This is a genomic window from uncultured Eudoraea sp. (genome assembly GCF_947258525.1).
GTDB lineage: Bacteria > Bacteroidota > Bacteroidia > Flavobacteriales > Flavobacteriaceae > Eudoraea.
Genome location: NZ_CAMYIP010000052.1, coordinates 1971 through 7018, shown reverse-complemented (window position 1 = coordinate 7018; position 5048 = coordinate 1971). Strand labels below are relative to the sequence as shown.

Sequence of the window (5048 nt, the reverse complement as noted above, 5' to 3'; positions counted from 1 at the left end):
AAAAACTGAGTTACAAAGGCACTTTGCACGTGCGACGCATAATCTTCCTGAATTGTTCCGCAAATCCTGTCTCTATAGTATCCTGTTGCAGGATTACTAAAGCAAGATTTTAATGATGTTTAAGGTACATTTAATTCATTTACCTTCAACATATGCTTATATGCCAGAATCCGGTCTTCCTTTCAATCGAATATCAATTCTTTTCTTTTTGACAGTTAACCGCTTCATTATATCCATTAATTCAGGATCCTTTTCCTTTTTATAAATTTCGTTGATTGCTAAAATGAGCCGCTTAGCTTCTCTTGAAGCCCCCACCCTGTCACTCGTAGACATATGACTCATTTTTGCATTTTCAAAAGCTTTTGCTTCATGTAAAATGTCCATCATTTTGAGTTTCGTTTATTTATTTACAAAGATAATTAAACAAAATATGGATTACAAGCCTGGCACCTTGATTGTGATTCTTTTAAGATTATGTAAACCATTACTTTTTGGAACGTCCTACAAATCGAAGCCTTTACGGAATTGCTGTTTTTTTCCTTTCTTTTCACCGAATCAACTGATTAGCCGAATAATCAAAAGATTTAGTAATATAAAATCAAATAAATTCCTTTAAGGTATTGATCTTATCGCTATCACATCATTCAAGATAACACGCACGCCATGTAGTTTTCTATTTCCGGGAAGGTTTAAAGTGCTTAGCTTTCAGACCGGTCTGTAAACACTATCCACAATTTCCTGGCAACTCTATAAATACACTTTTTTAGTATTAATCTTTCTCGGTCAAATAATCCAAATCATCTCACTTTTATCTGACGATTTACCCTACAAGTATGATCAATATCATTGAATAGCCTCCTAATGGCTATTATTTTTATAGTGTTTTATAGAATTATTAATAGTTGATAGTTAGAGGTACAATTATAACCTAAATCTGATGTAAGAGTTTTGCAAAAATTAAGATAGCGACTATGGCCCTGTTTTTTAAACGAATAAGACATAAGTTACTGATTAGCAAAAAATTCGGTAAATACACGCTTTATGCCATAGGGGAAGTCCTTATTTTGACCTTAGGGATAGGGATTGCCGTTCGGGTGAACCAATGGGATCAAATGCAGCAAAATAGAGCCGTTGAAATATCCATCTTAAAGACAATCAAAGCCGATCTAGATCGTGATTTACCAAATCTTCAATGGGATATAAAGGCTCATAATGATGTGCTGGCCTCATCACGAATAATACAAGATCATCTTGAAAACGACCTTACTTATAATGATTCAATGCCCTATCATTTCATTACCTCTTTTATCGCTACATTTTGGATTTACAATAGTGGTGGGATACAATCTTTGAAATCATTAGGCGTCAATACCGTAACCAACGAAGAGATCAGATCTGATATCATACAGTTGTACGATTTCCGATACGACTATATGCGATATCTGACAACTTCATTAAATACTATGATCCAATTTGGAGAACAGAATATTCTATTAGGCAGATTCAAGGAAGCACAATTTTTTGATGACTATGAGACTGAAGAACTCTGGGACGGTGGAATGGTCCCATTAGATTACGAAAGTTCACCTAAAAACCTATTATAATGCCACTGCTTATTATTTGGTGGAATGTGAAAATACAAAAAATATGATATCTCGTTTAATCTTGAATTTGGAGGAAGAGATTAAAAGGCTTGAAAAATAAGAACTTTGAATATATGATTAGGCTATATCTAATAGCTACAATGGCCAAAAGTAGTTGGTACTTTCTGGTTACACTAAATACTAAATAGTAATTATGTCTATATTTTTTCGAAATCTGAGACGGCAGCTACTGATAAATAGGAAGTTCGGGAAATACCTTCTTTATGCTATTGGGGAGATATTGATATTAGTATTTGGAATATTTTTTTCGTTACAAGCCAACAGTTAAAATGAAAAGCAACAAAACAAGATCATTGAAATTTCATTGCTAAAAGACATCAAATCAGGATTGGAGCTGGATATAAACGCACTTCCAGGCAATATAGGCGTTCATAATAAGATTATATCATCTTCACAAACTATAATAGAACACCTTGAAAATGACTTACCCTATCATGATTCCCTGGAATTTCACTTTGCAAACACTTATGGTTATACTAAGATTTTCCCTAATAAAAGTGCTTTCGAAACATTAAAATCGTTAGGGGTTGGTGTGATATCCAATGATAGATTAAGGTATCAGATTATAGACACATATGATATTTGGATGATTTATTTGATTGAAATGGGAGAAACGAACAGAATGTACAAGGAACATTTAGAAAAGAATGTATTTAATAGCAGATTTAATGAAGCAGAGCAGTGGGAATATGATTTAGAAACAAAGTCATTAGACGGGACAATGATACCCATAGATTATGAAGAATTAAAAAAAGATACCGAATACTTATACCATATCAAAACATTTAAGAATTTGAATATCGGTTATTTGAAAGGTGTTAACTATGTCCAAAATCTGATGTCACAGCTCATTCTAACAATAGAATAAGAAATTAAAGAACTTGAAAAATAGGAATGATTTTATTTATAGAATGCATAATTGCTAATAAAAGTGATGCGCAAAGCGCAAATTTCATAAAAACCGCTGTTTTTCCTATTTGAATTAATTAGCCCAAAATATTTTATCAGTAAAAACATTGGGTTGCGCCGGTAGGTTTTCCCCATTTGAAGTGATTTCACTTGAGGGATAGGCCAAGCGCACCGGACGGTCAGAGTTGGTAGCCAAATCAGAGATAGGCAGGTTGGAAGGGTATCCCGTTCTCGAATAATCGAACCAGGATTGGATCGCATCAATACTATTTAACGCCAGCCATTTTTGAGAAATGATAGCTTCCTGCTTATTTGAAGACGTATCCCAGCCAACCAAATTCAGGTTTTGACTGTAATAAGATGAGGCGTTGCCTGCACCTAAATAGTTAAATGAAGCCTGAATTCCATTTTCGTATAGCGCTTTGGCATCGCCGGGCATCAATCCCTTAAGTGCTGCCTCTGCCTGGTTGAAATACGATTCCGCTGCTGTATATAAAACGGCAGCTTGTCCGGGTTCCTGCAAGATACCCGGTCCCATATTGGAGACCTTTTCAGAAACAAATTCACCATCTCCTGGGGTATTGTATAATTGCCCTTGTCGAACACCCAGGTGGCCGGTTACCGGTTTTTCATAAATAAAATCGATTCTGGGATCTTGCGTTCCCTCTAAAAAATCAAGAACAAAGGGCGTAGCGCAGGTAGCATTGTTGAAGATCGTATTGTTACCCTGGGCATCCTGCCCAAATTCGGCCCATTTTGGATTCATTCTATTCTCTTCATTTATATACCCAAGTTGAACTTGAACATCATTTTCAATTAAACCGGAACCTTCACCGGCAATAACAGCAAATTCATTTCTGATATATTCCGCTTTCTCTGACAAGTCTGAAAGACGTACCAATATTCGCAACTTTACCGTATTCGCAAATCTTTTCCATAGGTCCATATCGCCGCCAAACATAACATCATCAGGACCAGGCATTAATGGGGTAATCGCAGAATTGGATGCTGTTGAATTAATCAGGTTTATAGCACTGCTTAGTTGAACAATGAGATCGTCATAAATTACTTCAGCCTTGTCGTATTTTGGTGTTATATTTCCCCCTCTTTGTAATGCTTCAAAGTAAGGGACATCGCCATAGGTATCCACCAATAGTTGAAAGTGATAAGCCACCATTACCTGACCAATTGCTCGGTAGTAACCAAATTCATCTCCTTCCAGAGTATTCAGGGCACTATACTGCTTTAAAGCATTTGCATAAGTATAATCAAAGTTTTGGCTGTAAAACGAAGGGTCTACAAAGTAACGGAACTCCGCTCCATAGAATACAGAACCTTCGCTTTCTGCCCAGTTATACATCATAAAGTTTCCCAGGGAATTTTGGCCCTGGAAACTCTCCTGAATAAAGGCCGAGTAGCTCTGCGCAACAGGTAAGATAAGGTCGGGGCTAACGGATAAAGGATTATTGGGATCTTTATTAATGTCCAGATAGTCTGAAGAACAAGCTGCCACAAAGAGGGTTATAAACATTGTACTAAGCGTATATTTGAAAGTTTTCATTCCTAATATCATTTACATTAGAATTCAATTTTTAGGTTTAGGCCCAAAGATTTGGATGGCGGCGGTTGCAATATCCCCCCAATACCTATTGCATTGTCTGGCTGGTTGTTATTCTGAAATTCTGGGTCTGAAAACAGGTTTTCCCCCGGTAAATAGGTAAAGAAGTTTCTGGCGATCAGTCCAATTTCAAGTGCATGAATCGCGGAATTGCGCAGGTATTTATCCGGCATTGCATAGTTCAAGGCCAATTCACGAACTTTTAATGCGGAGGCATCTTTTATATAATTTTCTTTGATCCCTCCATAGAAGTCGGCCCAGTATACATAATTATTTCCCTCGGTAATGGTAACACTAGTATTTTCTTCATAGATGCCCGGGCTTGTTTCTATTACCGAATTGGGGAATACAAAATTTTCCCGGTCATAGGCTATCGAGGCAACGGAACGTCCTGAAAATTCTGCATAGTCTGAGCCTTCATCAAAATAAACATGTCCGGTTCTGTAGTCCATTGTTATTGCCAGGCTTAAGGTTTTCCATCTAAGCCTTGATATAAAGCCAATAATATAATCGGGAGTCGTTTTCCCTAGATTATTTAAAGGTCCCACCAACGGATTCCCATCTTCCGGATTGATCACGACACGTCCCTGGGGGTCTCTTAAATAGGTAGTTGCCTTAATTTGTGGAAAAGCTTCACCCTCAACAGCATAAAAACCAACTCGGTCTGGAAAAAAACTATAATCAATACTGCTAACGGTTATCTCATCGACCCCTTCTGTAATCTCTTTTACAACAGCCTCATTTGAAGTAAAATTGAAGCTGGCATCCCAGCCCCAATTCTCTGATTTAAGGATTTCACCACCCAAGGTTAGTTCGACGCCTTTCGTCTCTATTTCCCCAATATTGGTTAAAAAAGA

Annotated in this window: 5 protein-coding genes and 1 pseudogene; 2 read left to right on the top strand and 4 right to left on the bottom strand. The window is 37.0% G+C overall.

Going from position 1 to position 5048, the window contains the following annotated elements:
* Together Q0X89_RS18015 and Q0X89_RS04180 are read right to left on the bottom strand one after the other, a co-directional pair.
* Positions 1–104 (bottom strand): annotated as a pseudogene (locus Q0X89_RS18015) (DUF2237 family protein); the annotation flags it as partial.
* A 52-nt stretch (positions 105–156) separates the two neighbouring features.
* Positions 157–384: a hypothetical protein gene (locus Q0X89_RS04180; protein ID WP_297691439.1), complete on the bottom strand. Its 228-nt coding sequence runs from the start codon at positions 382–384 to the stop codon at positions 157–159.
* Positions 385–971: 587 nt separating this feature from the next.
* Here Q0X89_RS04180 and Q0X89_RS04175 point away from each other — a divergent pair.
* Together Q0X89_RS04175 and Q0X89_RS04170 are read left to right on the top strand one after the other, a co-directional pair.
* On the top strand, positions 972–1604 hold the full coding sequence (locus Q0X89_RS04175) for a DUF6090 family protein (RefSeq protein ID WP_297691437.1): 633 nt from the start codon (positions 972–974) through the stop codon (positions 1602–1604).
* A 364-nt stretch (positions 1605–1968) separates the two neighbouring features.
* Positions 1969–2532, top strand: coding sequence for a hypothetical protein (locus Q0X89_RS04170; RefSeq protein ID WP_297691435.1), 564 nt, complete (start codon positions 1969–1971; stop codon positions 2530–2532).
* A 114-nt stretch (positions 2533–2646) separates the two neighbouring features.
* Here the strand turns inward: Q0X89_RS04170 and Q0X89_RS04165 are convergent, their stop codons facing one another.
* Both Q0X89_RS04165 and Q0X89_RS04160 read right to left on the bottom strand, forming a co-directional pair.
* On the bottom strand, positions 2647–4134 hold the full coding sequence (locus Q0X89_RS04165) for a SusD/RagB family nutrient-binding outer membrane lipoprotein (protein ID WP_297691433.1): 1488 nt from the start codon (positions 4132–4134) through the stop codon (positions 2647–2649).
* Between the two features lie 17 nt (positions 4135–4151).
* The gene (locus Q0X89_RS04160; protein ID WP_297691432.1) at positions 4152–4997 is read right to left on the bottom strand and encodes a hypothetical protein; all 846 of its coding nucleotides are present in this window, start codon (positions 4995–4997) and stop codon (positions 4152–4154) included.
* Between the last annotated feature and the right edge of the window lie 51 nt (positions 4998–5048).

Excerpts from the sequence above, each read along its gene's own strand:
- Q0X89_RS04180 (WP_297691439.1), bottom strand. The coding sequence starts at position 384 with ATGGACATTTTACATGAAGCAAAAGCTTTTGAAAATGCAAAAATGAGT.
- Q0X89_RS04175 (WP_297691437.1), top strand. The coding sequence starts at position 972 with ATGGCCCTGTTTTTTAAACGAATAAGACATAAGTTACTGATTAGCAAA.
- Q0X89_RS04165 (WP_297691433.1), bottom strand. The coding sequence starts at position 4,134 with ATGAAAACTTTCAAATATACGCTTAGTACAATGTTTATAACCCTCTTT.